This is a genomic window from Georgenia sunbinii, from assembly GCF_036421875.1.
In the GTDB taxonomy this organism is placed as follows: Bacteria; Actinomycetota; Actinomycetes; order Actinomycetales; family Actinomycetaceae; genus Georgenia_B; species Georgenia_B sunbinii.
Genome location: NZ_JAZGOL010000005.1, coordinates 211,558 through 228,693, shown reverse-complemented (window position 1 = coordinate 228,693; position 17,136 = coordinate 211,558). Strand labels below are relative to the sequence as shown.

Sequence of the window (17,136 nt, the reverse complement as noted above, 5' to 3'; positions counted from 1 at the left end):
CCAGCCGGAGCCGGCATCTCGCCGGGGCGGTCATGGCACCGGGCAGTCATGCTCAGCGCCGCGCGCGACGGACCACCGCGACGGTGCCGCCAAGGAGCAGGAGGAGTGCCGCACCGAGAATCCCCCACACCGGTGCGCCGGTGCTCGGCAGCTGCCCGCCGGACGGTGGTGGCGTCTGGGCCGGCGGTGCGGTCGATGAGGGCGCCGCCGTCGGGTCGGTGGTGGGGTCGGTCGTCGGCTCCTCGGTGGGCTCCGGCGTCGGCGTGGGCGTGGGAGTCGGCTCCGGCAGCGGCTCGGTCACCAGCCACCAGTTCTCGACGAAGAAGTCCGCCGGGTCGATGACTTCACGGTCGGTCGCCCACTCGATGAGCAGCTGGCGGATCTCCAGCAGCTCGTCGTAGACCACCGGGGCGTCGGCCACGTGCGGGAACGCCCCGCCGCCGGACTGCCGGTAGTTGTTGACCGCCATGACGAAGACGTCATCGTCGGCCACCGGCGTGCCGTCTGGGTGGGACAGCCCGCTGATGCGCTCGCCGACCGGCTGGGAGATGTCGATCCAGTACTCCAGACCGGAGATGACGTCGTAGTTGTAGTCCGGCACGCCGTCGGGCCGGTCGGGGTAGACGGCGTTGGTGCCGGTCTCCGGGTCGAACTCGGCCCCCTCCTCCACCTGGTTGAAGTACCGCGCGGAGTACTCGAGGTAGTCGCGCAGCTGCGCCCCGGTGAGCTCGACCGCGCGCAGCGTGTTCTCGTAGATGTACAGCCCGGCGATGTCGCGGATCGTCACCTCCCCCTCAGGGAACACCGCGGTGCGCGAGAACGGGGACGCCTGGGAGATGACGGTGGCGTCGGCGTGCTCGCCGCCGGCCAGCGCCGCCTGTACCGTCTCGGCCTGCACGTGGTTGATGAAGTCGATGATGGCGGTGTCCTCGTAGCGCGACGTCGCCGCCGGCAGCTCGGTCACCGACTGCGCGACCGGGGTGTTGACGTAGTCGATCGTCGTCTGGTGCTCGTCCGCGAGCAGGTCGATGAGCGCCGGGTCCTCCTGCTCGACGTCGGTGCCGTAGTGAGCCGCCGCGGTCGGTTCGTTGCCCGCCGACCAGTCCACCGCCCAGCCCTCGCCGTCGGGCACGAGGTTGAGCGTGGTCTCGGTGACCGAGCGCGCCCAGTAGTTCGGCTGGGTCATGAGCACCTGCTCGCCGGCGACGTTCTCGAAGACGACCTCCGCGTTGTCCTCGTGGGTGTGCCCGGCGACGATGACGTCGATCCCCGGCACCTGGCGGGCGATGTTGCCCGTCACGTCCTCGTGCAGCGCCTCGGGGTCGTAGTCCGCGTCCTCGATGTTGCCGAGCCCGGTGTGGGCGATGACGACGACGACGTCGGCGAGGTCATCGACGACCGGCACCCACTCCTGCGCCGCCTCGACCATGTCCTGGAACTCCAGGACGCCCTCGACGTGCTGCTGGTCCCAGATCCGTACCCCGGGCGTGACCATGCCGATGACGCCGATGGTCACCTCCTCGCCGTCGACCTCCCGCTCGATGAGCGTGTACGGGTCGTGGAACGGCTCGCCGGTGGCGACGTCGAGGACGTTGGCGCCGAGCAGCGGGAAGTCGAGGTCGGTCTGGTATGCCGCCAGCATGTCGAGCCCGTAGTTGTACTCGTGGTTGCCGACGGTCTGGGCGTCATAGCCGATGTGGTTGAACGCCGCGGCCATCGGGTGGGTGATCTCGTCGTCGAGCACCGACTGGGCACCGTCGCCCATGCCGTAGTAGTAGGTGAGGGGCGTGCCCTGGATGGCGTCGCCGTTGTCGACGACCACCACCGACTCGGCGCCCTTCTCCGCGCGGACGTCCTCGACGACGGTCGCGACGCGGGTGAGGCCGAGGGAGTCGTCCTCGGGGAACGGCTGGCCCCGGAAGTAGTCCCAGTCGTACACGTGACCGTGGACGTCGGTGGTGGCGAGCAGCGTGAGCTCGAGCTGCTCCGGATCGGTGGGTTGACCGGTGGCGGGCGCTGCCACCGCGGTGAGGAGGATGGCCGCCGCGGTCGCGGCGGGAAGTGCTCGACGGGTACGCATGAGGACCTTCCGTTGGTCGGCTGCTGATCGTCCGCTGGCCCCATCGCCGACCGAGCGCAGGGCGCTCACGGACGCCTCGAAGCTAGCGCGTCGGTGTGACACGGGACACCCCCGTACGCTCGGAGACATGCCCCGTGCCACCGCCCCCGCTCCGCCGCGCCCAGGACCGCCGCTCGCCCAGCTCCGCGAGGACCTCCAGGGCTTCACCCGGGAGGCGGTCGCGGACGTCCTCGGTGACGTCGCGCTCGGGGCGCTCGGCCGCGAGCAGCCGATGCCGGCCCTGCGCGCTGCCCGCGCCTCGACGGAGCCGGCGGCGGCGCTGCTGCGGCTGTTCATGCTCGGTGACCTCGTCACCCGCGCCGAGGTCGACCGGGCGCTGCCCGCGACGGGGACCGACGGCGCGGCCGAGCTCGGTCTCGTCGCCGTGGCCGGCGCGGCTGGCTCCGACGAGGTCGAGGCGCGGGTGGACCTGCGTCCCTACGAGTCCGCCGACGCCGGGGGAGCGGCCCGCTGGTGGCTCGCCTCCGACCTCGGCGAGCTCGCGACCGGCCGCGAGCTTGACCGGGACCACGTGCTCGGGATCGGCGGCGCCTCCCTCACGCTCGCGCAGCTGACGGTCCGCACCGACGTCGCGCGGGTGCTCGACCTCGGGACCGGCTGCGGGATCCAGGCGCTGCACGCAGCCCGGCACAGCCGCGAGGTGGTGGCCACCGACGTCTCTCGGCGAGCGCTGGACTTCGCCGACTTCAACGCCCGCCTCGCCGGCGTCGAGCTCGACCTGCGGGAGGGCTCGCTGTTCGAGCCGGTCGCCGACGAGCGATTCGACCTCGTGGTCTCCAACCCGCCCTTCGTCATCACCCCGGCCGCCGCCTACGCCGCGGGGCTGCCGGTGATGTCCTACCGCGACGCCGCCCGGGAGGGGGACGGTCTCGTGGCCGACGTCGTCGCGTCGGTGGGGGCCCACCTGCGGCCGGGCGGGACGGCCCAGCTGCTCGGCAACTGGGAGCACCACGACGGTGAGGACTGGCGTGACCGGGTGGCCGGCTGGGCGGCAGGTTCCGGGCTGGACTGCTGGGTCGTCCAGCGGGAGGTGCAGGACCCGGCCGAGTACGCCCACACCTGGCTGCGCGACGGCGGGGTGCGGCCCGACAGCTCCCGGTTCGACGACGTCTTCACCGCCTGGCTCGAGGACTTCGAGGCGCGCGGTGTCAGCGGGGTGGGTTTTGGCTACGTGCTGCTGCGGCGCCCCCGCGAGGAGGGCCGGTCGCCGTGGGTCCGGCTCGAGGAGATCACCGGGCCGGTCCGGCAACCGATCGGTGAGCACGTCGCCCAGGTGCTCGCCGCCCGCGACTGGCTTGCTGCCCGCGACAACGACGCCCTGGCGGCCGAACGGTTCGTCGTCGCGCCGGACGTCACCGAGGAGAGGCACCTGCGCCCCGGCGACCCTCATCCGCGGGTGCTGCTGCTGCGTCAGGGTGGCGCGTTCGGGCGCACCCTGGAGCCCGGCACGCTCGTCGCGGGCGCGGTCGGCGCGTGCGACGGTGACCTCACGCTCGGCCAGCTCGTCGCCGGTCTCGCCGCTGTCCTCGACCAGCCGGCCGCCGCGGTGGCCGACGAGGTGCTGCCGGCGGTGCGTGACCTCGTCCTCGACGGGCTCCTGCGTCCCGCCGACGCCTGAGGGGGGCAGGGCCGGCGTCGTGGGCGGGGACGGCTGGCCGGACGGCGGGGACGATCATGTACGGTCAGCGCGAGACCGGTCCTGTGAGGCCAGCCATGGAAGAGGAAGGTTCGTCAGGTGCCCAGCCCCCGCAAACTTGTGATCGTCGAGTCGCCCGCAAAGGCGCGCACCATCGGCGGCTACCTGGGCCCGGAGTACACCGTGGAGGCCAGCGTCGGCCATATCCGGGACCTCCCCCAGCCCTCCGAGCTGCCCGCGGACATGAAGAAGGGGCCGTACGGCAAGTTCGCCATCGACGTCGAGGGTGACTTCGACCCCTACTACGTCGTCGACGCCGACAAGAAGAAGAAGGTCGCCGAGCTCAAGCGGGCCCTGAAGGACGCCGACGAGCTCTACCTCGCCACTGATGAGGACCGCGAGGGCGAGGCCATCGCGTGGCACCTCCTCGACGTCCTCAAGCCCAAGGTGCCGGTCAAGCGGATGGTGTTCCACGAGATCACCAAGGAGGCCATCGGCCGCGCCCTGGACAACACCCGCGAGCTCGACACCGACCTCGTCGATGCGCAGGAGGCTCGCCGGATCCTCGACCGGCTCTTCGGCTACGAGGTCTCACCGCTGCTGTGGCGCAAGGTCAAGCCGAGGATCTCCGCCGGTCGCGTGCAGTCCGTGGCGACCCGGCTCGTCGTCCAGCGTGAGCGTGAACGGATGGCCTTCCGCGCCGCGTCCTACTGGGACGTCAAGGGCACCTTCACCGGCGGCACCGCCGACGCCGACGACGGTCGCCGGTCCTTCGGCGCCCGGCTCGTGGCGCTCGACGGCAAGCGGGTGGCCTCCGGCCGGGACTTCGGTGACGACGGCGAGTTCACCCCGGCCGCCGTCAAGGCCGGCGCCGTGCAGCTCGATGAGGCCCGCGCCACGGCGCTGGCGGAGGCGCTGCGGTCCGCCGAGGCCACCGTCGCCTCGATGGAGACCAAGCCCCACACCCGCCGACCGGCGGCCCCGTTCACGACGTCGACGCTCCAGCAGGAGGCCAGCCGCAAGCTGCGGCTGAGCGCCCGCGAGACGATGCGTACCGCCCAGGGACTGTACGAGAACGGCTTCATCACCTACATGCGGACCGACTCCTCGGCGCTGTCGCAGGAGGCCATCAGTGCCGCCCGCGGCCAGGCCACCGAGCTGTACGGCGCCGAGTACATCCCGGCCAAGCCCCGCTTCTACGCGCAGAAGTCCAAGGGGGCGCAGGAGGCTCACGAGGCGATCCGCCCCGCCGGAGACCGGTTCCGTACCCCGGCGCAGGTCGCCGGCCAGCTCACCGGTGCCCAGTACAAGCTGTACGAGCTCATCTGGAAGCGCACCGTGGCCTCGCAGATGGCCGACGCCAAGGGATCCACGGCGACCGTCCGGCTGCGGGCCGACGCGGTGCTGACCGACGGCACCCAGCGCGCCGAGCTCACCGCGTCCGGCACCGTCATCACCTTCCGCGGCTTCCTGGCCGCTTACGAGGAGGGGCGCGACGCCGACCGCTACGGCGAGCAGGGCAGCGACGACCGCGAGACCCGGCTGCCGACGCTCGTCGAGGGCGACCGAGTCGACACCGACGAGGTCACCGCCGACGGCCACGAGACCACCCCGCCGCCGCGTTACACCGAGGCCAGCCTGGTCAAGGCGCTCGAGGAGCGCGGGATCGGCCGGCCATCGACCTACGCCGCGACGATCTCGGTCATCACCGACCGCGGCTACGTCGACCGCCGCGGCCAGGCACTGGTCCCCACCTGGCTGGCGTTCTCGGTCACCCGGCTGCTCGAGGAGAACCTGCCGCGGCTGGTCGACTATGACTTCACCGCGTCGATGGAGGCCGACCTCGACGAGATCGCCGCTGGCGCGGAGAACCGCGTCGAGTGGCTCGGCAAGTTCTACCGCGGCGAGAGCGGCGGCATCGGGCTGCGCGACCTCGTCGCGGGACTGGGCGACATCGACGCCCGCGCCGTCAACAGCATCGACATCGGCGAGGGCATCACGCTGCGGGTGGGGCGCTACGGTCCCTACCTCGAGGCCGGCGACCAGCGGGCCAGCGTCCCCGACGACGTCGCCCCCGACGAGCTCGACGTCGCCAAGGCGCGCGAGCTGTTCGAGGCGAACGCCGAGGACGGCCGTGAGCTCGGCACCGACCCGGAGTCGAGCCACCCGATCATCGTCAAGACCGGCCGGTACGGCCCGTACGTCACCGAGGTGCTGCCCGAGCCCGAGGAGCCCGTCGTCGCCGAGGGCGCGAAGAAGCCCGCGAAGAAGAAGGCCGGCCCCAAGCCGCGCACCGCGTCGCTGTTCAAGTCGATGCTGCCCGAGACGGTGACCCTCGAGGACGCGCTGCGGTTGCTGTCGCTGCCCCGTGTGGTGGGCAAGGACCCGGAGTCCGGTGACGAGATCACCGCGCAGAACGGACGCTACGGGCCGTACCTCAAGAAGGGCACCGATTCCCGCACGCTGCCCGACGGCGAGGAGCAGCTGTTCGAGATCACCCTCGAAGAGGCGCTCGAGCTGTACAAGCAGCCCAAGCGTGGCCGGGGCGCGACCGCCAAGCCGCCGCTGCGCGAGCTCGGTGACGACCCGGTCAGCGGTAAGCCGGTCGTCGTCAAGGACGGCAGGTTCGGCCCGTACGTCACCGACGGCACCGTCAACGCCACGCTCCGCAAGGACGACGACGTCGAGACGGTCACCGCCGAGCGGGCCTTCGACCTCCTCGCCGAGAAGCGCGCCAAGGGCCCGGCGAAGAAGCCCGCGGTGCGCAAGACGACGACGAAGAAGGCGCCCGCGAAGAAGGCCCCGGCGAAGAAGGCCCCCGCGAAGAAGGCGGCGACGAAGGAGTAGCGGCTCCGTGGGGCCGGGCATCCCGCGGAACGCTGACCGGCACGTGGCACCATTGCGCCATGAGCTCACCGAGTCCCCTGACGACCACCTTCATCCGGGTCGCGATCGTCGCTGGTGCTGCGATCACGGCCCTCCTGATCCTGTGGCTGATGGAGATCGTGCCGTTCCCGGTGTTCATCGGCGGCCTGGTCGCGGTCGCGGCTGTGGAGAGCCTGGTGATCCTGAGCGCTGTCCGTCGCGTCCAGCGGGCGGCCGGACCTGCCCAGGGCGGCAGCACCGTGGCGCCGAGCAGCACGGCGCACGGGACCGAGGCGTACGGCACCACGGCGTCCACCACGGCGTACGGCGCCGTGGGGTACGACCCGATGGACGGGCTGCCCGGTACCGAGCGGCGCGATGATGGACGGTGACCGGACGGTCCTGAGCCCGCTGCTCGCCGAGCTGCCCGTCGGGCCCGACCCGATGGCCGCGCCGGAGCTGCGGTGGGGCATCCTCGGCGCCGGTGGGATCGCCGGCCGGTTCGCCGGTGAGGTGCCTGCGCGCAGCAGCGGCCGGGTGGTGGCCGTCGGTTCGCGGGACGCCGGCCGCGCCGCGGCGTTCGCCGACCGGCACGGCATCGCCGCCGCGTACGGCAGCTACGCCGAGCTCGTCGCTGCACCCGACGTCGACGCCGTCTACGTCGCCACGCCGCACTCCGAGCACCGGCACCACGCCCTGCTCGCGATCGCGGCGGGCAAGGCCGTCCTCGTCGAGAAGGCGTTCACCCGTAACGCCGCCGAAGCCAGGGAGGTGTTCGACGCCGCGCGCGCCGCAGGCGTGTTCGTCATGGAGGCGATGTGGACCCGGTTCCTGCCGCACATGGCTGCCATCCGCCAGATCGTGGCGTCCGGAGCGATCGGCGACGTCGTCACGGTGCTCGCCGACCACGGCCAGCAGCTCGACACCGAGCCGACCGGCCGGCTGCTCGCCCCGGAGCTCGCCGGCGGCGCGCTGCTCGACCTCGGCGTCTACCCCGTCTCCTTGGTGCACGATCTCCTCGGCGTGCCGGACTCCGTCGTCGCGGTCGGCGCGCTGACCGATACCGGCGTCGACGGCGAGGAGACCGTGGTGCTGCGCTACGGCGACCGCACCGTGGCGTCCTGCTCGTCGACGCTGTGGGCACGCACCCCGACGACCGCGACGATCGGTGGCACCGCAGGCTGGATCGAGGTCGCCGGTCCCTTCTACGGCCCCACCCCGGTCACCGTCCAGGTGGGCGACGAGCGGACCGTCATCGCCGCCGGTCATGAGGGCGGCTTCCAGTACCAGGCCGCCGAGGTCGCCCGCGGCGTCGCGGCCGGCCACCTGGAGTCCCCGCTGCTGCCCTGGCAGGACACCGTCGCGGTGATGACGACGCTCGACGAGGCCCGCCGCCAGCTCGGCGTCCACTACCCCGGCGAGTAACCAGTCCGCCCGCCCGCCCACGCAGGTCAGGTCGCTCTTCACCGCGGGCGGGCATGTGCCGGCGTGGGCGTGTGGACGGGTGGGGCGGGGAGGAGGCCCGGCTCGTTAGGCTGGGGCGGTGAGCAGCCAGCCCCGTCCCGGTGTCTTCCTCGTCTTCGAGGGCGGCGACGGCAGCGGCAAGTCCACCCAGGCGCGCCGGCTCGCCGACCACCTCGCTGCGGAGGGGCACGACGTCGTCCTCACCCGCGAGCCCGGCGGCACGGTGCTGGGCCAGACGCTGCGCACCGCCGTCCTCCACGGTGAGGATCTCGACCCGCGCACCGAGGCGCTGATCTACGCCGCCGACCGGGCCCACCACGTCGCGACCCTCGTCCGGCCCGCCCTCGACCGCGGCGCCGTCGTCGTCTGCGACCGGTACATCGACTCCTCCGTCGCCTACCAGGGCGCGGCCCGGGGTCTTGGCGAGGACGAGATCGTCCAGCTGTCCAGCTGGGCCACCGGCGGCCTGGTGCCCGACCTCACGCTCGTGCTCGACCTCGACACCCGCGAGGCCGCAGGGCGGCGCGGCGACGACCCCGACCGGCTCGAGCGGGAGGCGGAGCCGTTCCACGCCCGGGTCCGCGAGACCTACCTGCGCCGGGCCGCGACGGCCCCGCGGCGCTACGCCGTCATCGACTCCTCGCGCTCGCGGGACGACGTGCACGCCGACGTCGTCGCCCGGGTCGGCGAGATGCTCGCCACCGGGGGTGGACGGTGAGCGTGTGGGACGACGTCGTCGGTCAGCCGGCCGCCGTCGCGACCCTCCGCTCGGCCGCCGCGGCCGCGCGGGCGCAGGCGCTCGGGCTGCCGGTCGGTGACGACGTCGTGGCCGCGGCGATGACCCACGCCTGGCTGGTCACCGGTCCGCCGGGCTCGGGCCGGTCGGTGGCGGCCCGCGCCTTCGCCGCCGCGCTGCTGTGCGAGGATCCCGCCGAGCCGGGCTGCGGCCGCTGCCACGGCTGCCGCACGACGCTCGGCGGCACCCACCCGGACCTGCGGGTCATCACCACCGAGCGGGTGAGCTTCCTCATCGAGGAGATGCGCCCGATCGTCTCCCAGGCGCAGCAGGCGCCCTCGCAAGGCCGCTGGCGGATCATGCTCATGGAGGACGCCGACCGGATGGTCGAACGCACCTCCAACGTCCTGCTCAAAGCCATCGAGGAGCCGCCCCCGCGCACCGTCTGGCTGCTGTGCGCGCCGAGCCCCCACGACCTCATCACCACCATCCGTTCCCGCTGCCGGACCGTCGCGCTGCGGGTGCCGGCCCCGGAGGCGGTCGCCGAGCTGCTCGTCCGCCGGGACGGCATCGAGCACGACGTCGCGCTCACCGCAGCCCGGGCAGCCCAGAGCCACGTCGGCATGGCGCGCCGGCTGGCGACCGACCCCGCTGCCGCCGAGCGGCGCCGCACCATCCTCACCGTGCCGACCCGGATCCGCGGCGTCGGGGACGCCGTGCTCGCGGCCGGCGAGCTCGTCGAGCTGGCCCAGGCCGAGGGCAAGGCGGCCACCGAGGAGCGCGACGCTGTCGAGCGTGCGGCGCTGCTGCGAACCTTGGGCGCGGAGGGGGAGAGCCGCCTGCCCCCCAACGTCCGGTCGCAGGTCAAGCGGCTCGAGGACAACCAGAAGAGCCGTGCCACGCGGGCGCAGCGCGACGTCCTCGACCGGGCGATGACCGACCTGCTGTCGCTGTACCGCGACGTCCTCGTCGTCCAGCTCGACGTCGGGCTGCCGCTGGTGAACCCTGACCTCGACCGGGAGGTTGCCGCGCTGGCGGCGGGCTCCTCGCCGGAGCACACCGTGCGCCGGATGGACGCGGTGAGCACGGCGCGCACCAGGCTCGCCGGGAACGTCGCCCCGCTGCTCGCGATGGAGGCGATGATGGTGGCACTGCGTCCACAGGCCGGCTCGCGCTGACCAGGCGCCCGCCGCAGCCTCTGTAGGCTGGGCGCGATGACTCGTAGCTTGCACGCCCGGGCGGGCGCCCTCCTCGGCGCGACCCTCCTCCTTGCCTCCTGCTCGACCGCGGACCCGGCCGACGACGACGGCGAGGCGCCTGATGCCAGTGCGCACGGCGTCGAGATGCCGGCGGTGCCCGAGGGGCTCGACGCGTTCTACGAGCAGGACGTCGCCTGGGAGGCGTGCGGCAGCTTCGACTGCGCCGACGTCACCGTCCCGATGATCTACGACGAGCCCGACGGCGAGACCATCGAGATCGCCGTCAAGCGCCGTACCGCCGACGGCGACCCGATCGGCTCGCTGTTCATCAACCCCGGGGGCCCGGGCGGCTCGGGCACCGACCTCGTCGACGGCGTCGCGATGATGTTCTCCCGCGACCTCCTCGAGGGCTTCGACGTCGTCGGCTTCGACCCGCGCGGCGTCGGTGAATCAACGGCGGTCGAGTGCGTGAGCGACGCCGAGCTCGACAAGATGCGGGCCACCGACTACGAGCTGGACACCCCCGAGCAGGTCGAGACGTTCTACGACGCCGCCAGCGATCTCGCCGAGGCGTGCGCGGCGAACACCGGGCCGCTGCTCGGCCACGTCGACACGGTCAGCGCCGCGAAGGACCTCGACGTCCTGCGCCACGTCCTCGACGAGCCCCGCCTGGACTACCTCGGCTACTCCTACGGGACCCTCCTCGGCGCCACCTACGCCGACCTGTTCCCGCAGAACGTCGGCCGCCTCGCCCTCGACGGCGCGGTCGACCCGGCCGCCGGCTCGCGCGACCTCGTGCTCGGCCAGGCGGAGGGTTTCGAGAGGGCGCTGCACAGCTATGCCGAGGACTGCCTCGCCGGCTCGCAATGCCCGCTCACCGGCACCGTGGACACCGCCGTCGAGCAGGTGCAGGACCTCCTCGAGCTCGCGTCGCACACGCCGCTGCCCACCGGCACCGACCGTGAGCTGACGACCAGCCTGATGTTCTCCGGCATCATCCTGCCGCTCTACGACGACGCCCTGTGGCCCATGCTCAGCTCGGCGCTCGATGCCGCGATGTACGACAACGACGGCTCGCAGCTGCTCCTGCTCGCCGACCTCGGCGCCGAGCGGGAGTCCGACGGCAGCTACGCCAGCAACTCGACCGAGGCGTTCACCGCGATCAACTGCCTCGACTACCCCGTCGTCGCCGACCTCGACCAGATGCGCGAGGACGCCGAGACGCTCGAGGAGATCTCCCCGACGTTCGGGGCGGCGCTCGCGTTCGGGGACGTCGGCTGCGAGGTGTGGCCCGAGGAGGCGACCGGCGAGCGCGTCCCGATCGCCGCCGAGGGCGCCGCGCCGATCCTCGTCGTCGGGACGACGGGAGACCCCGCGACGCCGTACGCCTGGTCGCAGAGCCTCGCCGAGCAGCTCGCCGATGCGACTCTTGTCACATACGACGGTCAGGGGCACACCGCCTACGGGCGGTCCAACGGCTGTATCACCGACGCGGTCGACGCCTACCTGCTCCGTGGCACGGTTCCGGCCGACGGGCTCACCTGCTGAGCGACTTTGGCCGGGCGGCGTTGCCCCGGTACAGTTGTCCGCGCTGCCCGGGAATGCTCCTGTGCCGCGCCGCCTTAGCTCAGTCGGTAGAGCGTCTCACTCGTAATGAGAAGGTCGTGGGTTCGATTCCCACAGGCGGCTCTCCTTGCACCCGGGGCGTACGATGGCTCCGTGGACAACCTCGTAGCTCTCATCCCGTCGATCGGCACCGGGCTGCTTTTCGTCATCGTCATGCGCGCGATTCTGCTTGCTGACCGCCGTGAGCGTGCGGCTATTCGAGAGTTCGAGCGTAATGAAGCGAGCTCCTCGTCAACTGTCTTAGGTGACAATAGAGACGATTCGAATTAGCCTGTCTCTCAGCGGTCCTTCCGCTGCCGGCAAAGGCTGGGTGGCACCCCACTTGGTCCACGGTACGACGATGAGGGAGAACAGCCCTATGGTGCAGAAAGTTGTCATTACGCTCGTGGACGATATCGATGGCGCCGCGGCAGACGAGACCGTCCTGTTCAGCCTGGACGGTGTCAACTACGAGATCGACCTGACGGCGAAGCACGCGGCGGAGCTGCGTGAGTCGTTCGCCACCTGGGTCGGTCACGGTCGCCGTTCCGGCGGACGCAAGGTCTCCGGGCGTCGTCCGCGCAGCGGTGGCGGCTCGGGCAACGACGCGGGCAAGATCCGCGTGTGGGCGCGCGAGAACGGATACACCGTCTCCGACCGTGGCCGTATCCCGGCTGAGATCGCCGAGGCCTACGCCAAGGCGAACTGATCGCCGACGAGAGGGCCACGAACGCTGTTCGTGGCCCTCTGCCGCGCCTGCGTGGGACATGGGCCCCACGACGCAATGAGCCACGAGGAAGGATGAAGGTATGACCTACACGCTGGTACTTCTCCGTCACGGAGAGAGTGACTGGAACGCGAAGAACCTCTTCACCGGATGGGTGGACGTGCCACTCTCGGAGAAGGGTGTCGTGGAGGCAGTGCGAGGCGGGGATCTCCTCGTCGAGGCGGGAATTGCTCCCGATGTCGTCCACACGTCGCTCCTGCGCCGGGCGATCACAACGGCGAATCTTGCGCTCGACAAGGCCGACCTCCACTGGATTCCGGTGAAGCGCCATTGGCGCCTCAACGAACGCCACTACGGGGCGCTGCAGGGCAAGGACAAGAAGCAGATCCGCGACGAGTACGGGGAGGAGCAGTTCATGCAGTGGCGCCGCTCCTTCGACGTGCCGCCGCCGCCGATCGAGCCCGGCTCGGAGTTCTCGCAGGACACCGACCCGCGCTACGCCGGTGAGCCCATCCCGGACAGCGAGTGCCTCAAGGACGTGCTCGTCCGCGCCCTGCCGTACTGGGAGTCGGACGTCGTCCCGGACCTGCGGGCCGGCAAGACGGTGCTCGTCGCCGCGCACGGCAACTCGCTGCGGGCGATCATCAAGCACCTCGACGGCATCGACGACGACACCATCTCCGGGCTCAACGTGCCCACGGGCATCCCGCTGGTGTACGAGCTGGACGAGAACCTCACCCCGGTGACCCCCGGTGGCACCTACCTCGACGCCGACGCCGCGGCCGCGGCGATCCAGGCAGTCGCCAACCAGGGCAAGTAGCACCGACGACGAACGCCTCACGGTGACCCGCGCTGCGCGCCGGTCACCGTGAGGCGTTCCTGCTCCCGTGGGGAAGCTAGGCCGGGTCCTCCGCGTGGAGCACCGAGTTCGAGAGGTCACCGGTGACGAGGTAGGAGATCCGGCGCGCCACGGACACGCCGTGGTCGCCGAAGCGCTCCAGGTAGCGGCCGAGGAGAACGCCGTCGACCATCTGCTGACGGGTCATCTCGACGTCGGGGTCGAGGAGCACCGAGAAGGTCTGCTTGTGGAGGTCGTCGAGCCGGTCGTCGTCCCGCTCGACGCCGGCCGCGAGCTCCAGGTCGCGGGTCTCCAGCATGGTGCTGACCTGGTGGGCGACCTTGGTGGCCGCCTCGCCCATCTCGAGGAGGATGGGGCGCAGCGCCGGGCTGCCCGCCTCCTCGGGGTAGCGACCGCGGGCGACGTAGGCGATGTGACGAGCCAGGTCACCCATCCGCTCGATGGTGCCCGACATCCGCAGCGCGGCGATGACCACCCGCAGGTCCGTGGCGACCGGAGCCTGGAGCGCAAGCAGCGAGATGCACTGGGCGTCGATCCGTCGCTCGATCTCGTCGATCTCCTCGTCGGCCTTGATGACCTTCTCGGCGAGCTGGAGGTCGGCGACCTGCAGCGCGGTGGACGCGTTCTCGATCGCGTCGATGACGAGCTTGCTCATCCGCTGGAGGTCGTCACCGACCTGGCCCAGCTCCTGGACAAAGATCTCGCGCACATTGTCTCCTCGCGTCGTGGGAACGGCTGTCACCTTCCCGGACTACAGTATCTGCCTGCAACCTGCCAGACCTCGGTGAACACTCGGTGCCCGGCAGATGAACAGGGCGCGTCCGGCCTGCACGGGTGCCCGCCGGGCCTCGGGCGGGGCTTACCCTCGAGGCGTGGATGAGATCTGGGCGATCGTCGTGGTGGGCCTCCTCGGGCTCGTCGTCGGCTTCGTGGTTCGTGGTCTCGTCGGTCGCCGCAGCCGCGACGGGCAGCCGGTGACGGGCGGCGACACCCCGCTGACCGCGGACGCCCGCGCGCTGCTGCTCGCGCTACGGTCCAGCGTCCTCGTGCTCGACGCCTCCGACGACGTCGTCGAGGCCAGCCCAGCCGCGTACAGCTACGGCCTGGTGAAGTCCGGCCGGCTGGTCCACCCGCCGATGGTCGAGCTCGTCAACGAGGTGCGGGTGGCCGGCTCCTCCCGGCACCGGGAGATCACCCTGCCACGCGGCCCGCTCAGCGGCGCAGGCGTCCTCATCCTCCAGCTGCGGGCCGCCCCGCTCAGCGGGCACCGGGTGCTCATCGTCGCCGACGACCAGACTGCCGCGCGGCGGCTCGACCAGATGCGCCGCGACTTCGTGGCCAACGTGTCTCACGAGCTCAAGACGCCGGTGGGTGCGCTGTCGCTGCTCGCGGAGACCGTCTCGGACGCCGCCGACGACGCCGAGGCGGTGCGCCGGTTCAGTGGCCAGATGCGCCGAGAGGCCCGTCGGCTGGCCATCCTCGTCAAGGAGATCATCGACCTGTCACGGCTGCAGGAGCCCGACGCGCTCGTGGACTCGGCGCTCGTGCCGGTCGACGACGTCATCGAGGAAGCCTGCGACCGGGTACGGGTCGAGGCCGACTCGCGCAAGATCACCATGGGGGTCGGTGGCGACCGGGGCCTGTACATCTTCGGCGACGCCGACCTGCTCGCCACCGCCGTGCGTAACCTGCTGGACAACGCGCTGCGCCACTCCGCTCCGCTGAGCCGGGTGTCGGTCGCGGTCGGCCACGCGGACGGCAACGTCACCATCGCCGTCGTCGACCAGGGCGAGGGAATTCATCCCGAGGAGCAACGGCGGGTGTTCGAGCGCTTCTACCGCGGGGACCCGGCCCGCGCGCGCAAGACGGGCGGTACCGGGCTGGGACTGAGCATCGTCAAGCACATCGCCGCCGACCACGGCGGGGAGGTCGACGTCTGGTCCAAGCCGGGCGCCGGCTCCACCTTCACACTGACCATCCCGATCGCCCAGCCGCCGGTGCCCACCGACGGCGCACCGGGCGCCGGTACCGACCTAGAGCCTGAGGAGATCCCTGCGCCGTGACCGCCATCCTGCTCGTCGAGGACGAAGAGTCCTACCGCGACCCCCTCACCTACCAGCTCGAGCGCGACGGCTTCGAGGTGACGGCCGTGGACAACGGCGCCGACGCGATCGTTGCCTACGACCGTGCCACGCCGGACCTCGTCCTGCTCGACCTCATGCTGCCGGAGATGTCGGGCACCGAGGTCTGTCGCGAGCTGCGCCGGCGCGGCGCCACCCCGGTGATCATGCTCACCGCCAAGGGGGCCGAGATCGACAAGGTCGTGGGACTGGAGCTCGGTGCCGACGACTACGTCACCAAGCCGTACTCCTACCGCGAGCTGCTCGCCCGTATCCGTGCCGTCCTGCGCCGCACCGCCGACGTCGAGGAGGATGCTGGGTCGGGCGTGCTCGAGGTCGGCCGGGTGCGGATGGACGTCGACCGGCACCAGCTGTTCGTCGACGACGAGCCGACGCCGATGCCGCTGCGGGAGTTCGAGCTGCTCGAGGTCTTCCTGCGCAACGTGGACTACGTGCTGACCCGCGGGCAGCTCATCGAACGGGTCTGGGGCGCCGACTATGTGGGCGACACCAAGACCCTTGACGTGCACGTCAAGCGGATCCGGTCGCGGATCGAGCGGGAGCCGGCGGCGCCGGCGATGCTCATCACCGTCCGCGGCCTCGGCTACAAGCTCGTCGCACCGGAGTCAGTGAACCCGTAACCTGTCGGTGGTCGTCGGCCGGGCCCGTCACGGGAGCCCCCACCAGGCCGCACCGGAAGGATGGGATCGGATGAGTGCGTTCACGCGCGCCCGAGCGGCGCGTCTCGTTGTCGGTGGCGCGGTCGCCGCGCTGCTGGTCGCCGGCTGCGGCGGGGGTGGCCCGTCACTGGCGGGCGCCGGGGCCTCCTCCCAGGAGATCGCCATGCAGGCGTGGCTCGCCGGCTTCCACGAGCTCTCCCCGGACATCCTCACCTCGTACGAGCCGGTCGGTTCGGGCGCCGGCCGCGGGATGTTCATCAACGGGTCGGTGCAGTTCGCCGGCACCGACGCGTTCCTCGACGACGACGAGGCGGTCGCGGCGACCGAGCGCTGTCACGGCGGGGACGTCCTCGAGCTGCCGCTGTACATCTCGCCGATCGCGGTGGCCTACCACCTGCCCGGTCTTGACGTCGAGCACCTCCAGCTCGAGCCGGAGGTCATCGCGGCGATCTTCAACGGTGACATCACCAGCTGGGACGACGCCGCGATCGCGGCCACCAACCCCGACGTCGAGCTGCCGGACGTGGCAATCATCCCGGTCAACCGCTCCGACGACTCCGGGACCACCGAGAACTTCACCGAGTACCTGGCGGAGGCCGGCGGCGACGCCTGGCCCCACGAGCCGAGCGGTACCTGGCCGCTCACCGGCACCCACTCGGGCCAGCAGAACGTCGGTGTGGTCTCGACCATGGAGGGCGCCGACGGAACCATCGGGTACCTCGACGCGTCCCAGGTGACCCCGGAGATGGGCACCGTCGCGGTCGGCGTCGCCGGCGGCTTCGTGCCGTTCTCGCCGGAGGCGGCCGCGCTCGCCGTCGACTCGTCGTCGCCCGCGCCGGGTGCCACCGACACCAGGCTGACGATCCACCTCGACCGGGATCCCGAGCAGGAGGGCGCGTACCCCATCGTCCTGGTGTCCTACACCCTCGCGTGCACCGCCTACGAGAGCGACGAGGAGGCGGCGGCGGTCGCCGCGCTGCTCGGCTACATCATCAGCGAGGAGGGGCAGCTCAAGGCGGCTGCCCCAGACGTCGCGGGATCCGCGCCGGTGGCCGGCCAGCTGCGAGACCGGATCGAGGCCGCGATCGATCAGATCGGCGGTTGA

Annotated in this window: 15 protein-coding genes and 1 tRNA gene; 14 read left to right on the top strand and 2 right to left on the bottom strand. The window is 71.7% G+C overall.

What is annotated here, in order from left to right; genetic code table 11:
- Window positions 1-52: 52 nt before the first annotated feature.
- Window positions 53-2,080 (bottom strand): bifunctional metallophosphatase/5'-nucleotidase, encoded by a 2,028-nt coding sequence (locus V2J52_RS13825; protein WP_331228305.1) that lies wholly within the window; start codon window positions 2,078-2,080, stop codon window positions 53-55.
- Between the two features lie 127 nt (window positions 2,081-2,207).
- On the opposite strand from V2J52_RS13825, the gene V2J52_RS13820 reads away from it, so the two are divergent.
- From V2J52_RS13820 to V2J52_RS13770, 11 genes are all read left to right on the top strand, one after another.
- Window positions 2,208-3,758 carry a DUF7059 domain-containing protein gene (locus V2J52_RS13820; RefSeq protein ID WP_331228304.1) on the top strand — a complete coding sequence of 517 codons (1,551 nt, stop codon included), beginning with the start codon at window positions 2,208-2,210 and terminating at the stop codon, window positions 3,756-3,758.
- Between the two features lie 117 nt (window positions 3,759-3,875).
- The gene (gene topA / locus V2J52_RS13815; RefSeq protein ID WP_331228303.1) at window positions 3,876-6,623 is read left to right on the top strand and encodes a type I DNA topoisomerase; all 2,748 of its coding nucleotides are present in this window, start codon (window positions 3,876-3,878) and stop codon (window positions 6,621-6,623) included.
- Window positions 6,624-6,682: 59 nt separating this feature from the next.
- On the top strand, window positions 6,683-7,033 hold the full coding sequence (locus V2J52_RS13810; RefSeq protein WP_331228302.1) for a hypothetical protein: 351 nt from the start codon (window positions 6,683-6,685) through the stop codon (window positions 7,031-7,033).
- Complete coding sequence (locus tag V2J52_RS13805) at window positions 7,023-8,066, top strand: Gfo/Idh/MocA family protein (RefSeq protein ID WP_434056430.1); 1,044 nt, start codon at window positions 7,023-7,025, stop codon at window positions 8,064-8,066. Before V2J52_RS13810 ends, V2J52_RS13805 begins: the two co-directional genes overlap by 11 nt.
- Before the next feature lie 118 nt (window positions 8,067-8,184).
- Window positions 8,185-8,823: a dTMP kinase gene (tmk, locus tag V2J52_RS13800; RefSeq protein ID WP_331228300.1), complete on the top strand. Its 639-nt coding sequence runs from the start codon at window positions 8,185-8,187 to the stop codon at window positions 8,821-8,823.
- Window positions 8,820-10,019, top strand: coding sequence for a DNA polymerase III subunit delta' (locus tag V2J52_RS13795; protein WP_331228299.1), 1,200 nt, complete (start codon window positions 8,820-8,822; stop codon window positions 10,017-10,019). Before tmk ends, V2J52_RS13795 begins: the two co-directional genes overlap by 4 nt.
- 36 nt (window positions 10,020-10,055) lie before the next feature.
- Complete coding sequence (locus tag V2J52_RS13790; RefSeq protein ID WP_331228298.1) at window positions 10,056-11,588, top strand: alpha/beta hydrolase; 1,533 nt, start codon at window positions 10,056-10,058, stop codon at window positions 11,586-11,588.
- Between the two features lie 68 nt (window positions 11,589-11,656).
- Window positions 11,657-11,729, top strand: a tRNA-Thr gene (locus V2J52_RS13785).
- 30 nt (window positions 11,730-11,759) lie between these two features.
- Complete coding sequence (locus V2J52_RS13780; RefSeq protein ID WP_331228297.1) at window positions 11,760-11,936, top strand: hypothetical protein; 177 nt, start codon at window positions 11,760-11,762, stop codon at window positions 11,934-11,936.
- Between the two features lie 70 nt (window positions 11,937-12,006).
- The gene (locus V2J52_RS13775) at window positions 12,007-12,354 is read left to right on the top strand and encodes a histone-like nucleoid-structuring protein Lsr2 (protein ID WP_331228296.1); all 348 of its coding nucleotides are present in this window, start codon (window positions 12,007-12,009) and stop codon (window positions 12,352-12,354) included.
- A gap of 100 nt (window positions 12,355-12,454) precedes the next feature.
- The gene (locus V2J52_RS13770; RefSeq protein WP_331228295.1) at window positions 12,455-13,192 is read left to right on the top strand and encodes a phosphoglyceromutase; all 738 of its coding nucleotides are present in this window, start codon (window positions 12,455-12,457) and stop codon (window positions 13,190-13,192) included.
- A 76-nt stretch (window positions 13,193-13,268) separates the two neighbouring features.
- Here V2J52_RS13770 and phoU read toward each other — a convergent pair whose 3' ends face one another.
- A complete protein-coding gene (phoU, locus tag V2J52_RS13765) occupies window positions 13,269-13,940 on the bottom strand; it encodes a phosphate signaling complex protein PhoU (protein ID WP_331228294.1) in 672 nt (223 codons plus the stop codon).
- A gap of 163 nt (window positions 13,941-14,103) precedes the next feature.
- Here phoU and V2J52_RS13760 point away from each other — a divergent pair, with 163 nt between their 5' ends.
- The 3 genes from V2J52_RS13760 to V2J52_RS13750 all read left to right on the top strand — a co-directional run bounded on the left by V2J52_RS13760 (window position 14,104) and on the right by V2J52_RS13750 (window position 17,136).
- On the top strand, window positions 14,104-15,294 hold the full coding sequence (locus tag V2J52_RS13760; RefSeq protein ID WP_331228293.1) for a sensor histidine kinase: 1,191 nt from the start codon (window positions 14,104-14,106) through the stop codon (window positions 15,292-15,294).
- Window positions 15,291-15,992 carry a response regulator transcription factor gene (locus tag V2J52_RS13755; RefSeq protein ID WP_331228292.1) on the top strand — a complete coding sequence of 234 codons (702 nt, stop codon included), beginning with the start codon at window positions 15,291-15,293 and terminating at the stop codon, window positions 15,990-15,992. Before V2J52_RS13760 ends, V2J52_RS13755 begins: the two co-directional genes overlap by 4 nt.
- 70 nt (window positions 15,993-16,062) lie before the next feature.
- Entirely contained in the window at window positions 16,063-17,136 is a 1,074-nt protein-coding gene (locus V2J52_RS13750) for a phosphate ABC transporter substrate-binding protein PstS (protein WP_331228291.1), read from the top strand.